Source organism: Colwellia sp. C1TZA3 (assembly GCF_007954265.1).
GTDB lineage: Bacteria > Pseudomonadota > Gammaproteobacteria > Enterobacterales > Alteromonadaceae > Cognaticolwellia.
Map to the genome: position 1 here is coordinate 1 of NZ_VOLS01000131.1, position 1,496 is coordinate 1,496.

Here is a 1,496-nt window from a genome sequence, read left to right on the forward strand (position 1 = left end):
GGTCTATAATGCCGCTGAATTAGCCGCAGGTGCCGCGGGTACAGTAACCGCCACTATTACTATGCCAGGTGATGCAGTTGCTGGAGATATATTAACTTATCAAGTAGGTACTGACAGTCCTGTTGATATTGCATTAACAGACGTAAATATAGCAAGTGGTATAGCGGTAGAAGTAGACTCATTAGCCGTGATCACAGCAAGCATTACCGATATGGCTGGGAACATATCAACTCAGGTGACTGCAACAGCATTAGACAAAGATACCGGCATCACAGATATCGCGGGTACTGTTATTGGGATCACAGCAGGCCTTACCGATGCGACTAACTCAGCGTTAAATACAGATACGATCACCAATGACAACACACCTGATATTGCGGGTATTACAGAGCCAGGCTCCAGTGTAGTGATCACCGCTGCTGATGGAAAGATATTAGGATCAGGGACTGCGGATGCAACAACGGGTGCTTATTCAATTACACTCTCCCCATTAGCTGATGGTGTAGATATTCCCTTAACCGTCACGGCTACTGATGCTGCTGGAAATACAGCGACAGCAGGACCAAGTGTCACTATTGATACCGGCGTAAACTCAGCTGATGTTACAGAGACGAATGACCTAACAGCAGGTCTTACCGATGCGACCAACTCAGCATTAAAGGCAGATATTATTACCAACGACAATAGGCCTGGTATTGCCGGTATTACAGAAGCAGGCTCTAGCGTAGTTATTACAGACGCAGATGACAAAATATTAGGCACTGCAATTGCTGATGCAGATGGTGCTTATTCAATCACACTCTCTGACCTGGCTGATGGTACAGATATTCCTTTAACTGTCACAGCTACAGATGTTGCTGGAAATATAGCGACGGCAACACCTAAGGTAACAGTAGACACAACGGTTGCTATGCCAAGCATTACACTTGATAACGATAGTGGCTCAAGTGCTAGCGACACCATTACAAATGATGAAGCCTTAATATTTAGTGCCGCAGCAGCTGATGTCACCAGAGTCTACTCAATTGATGGCGCGGCGGCGGCGACTGAGTACAGCGCACCGACAGTCGATGGTGAGTACACAGTCACAGTAACGGATACCGATACGGCCGGAAATGTTAAAACGGCAAGCACGACCTTTACCTTAGATACAACCTTAGCGATACCAACTGTTGGCTTAACAACAGATTCAGGTACACTGAACGATGACGTTATTACAAACGATGCTGCCTTAAGCTTTAGTGAAGCAGCTAGTGATGTAAATAGAACTTATTCAATTGATGGCGCGGCGGCGACGACTGAATACAGCGCACCGACAGTCGATGGTGAGTACACAGTCACAGTAACCGATACTGATATTGCCGGAAATGTTAAAACAGCAAGCACGACCTTTACCTTAGATACAACCTTAGCGATACCAACCGTTGGCTTAACAACAGACTCAGGGACGCTGAACGATGACGTTATTACAAACGATGCAGCCTTAAGCTTTAGTG

1 protein-coding gene is annotated in these 1,496 nt (G+C 46.1%); it reads left to right on the top strand.

The genetic code is table 11. The annotated features are described in order from the left end of the window. Nucleotides 1-1,496 (top strand): Ig-like domain-containing protein (locus tag ESZ39_RS17445; protein ID WP_223270446.1); only part of this gene is annotated, 1,496 nt, incomplete at both ends.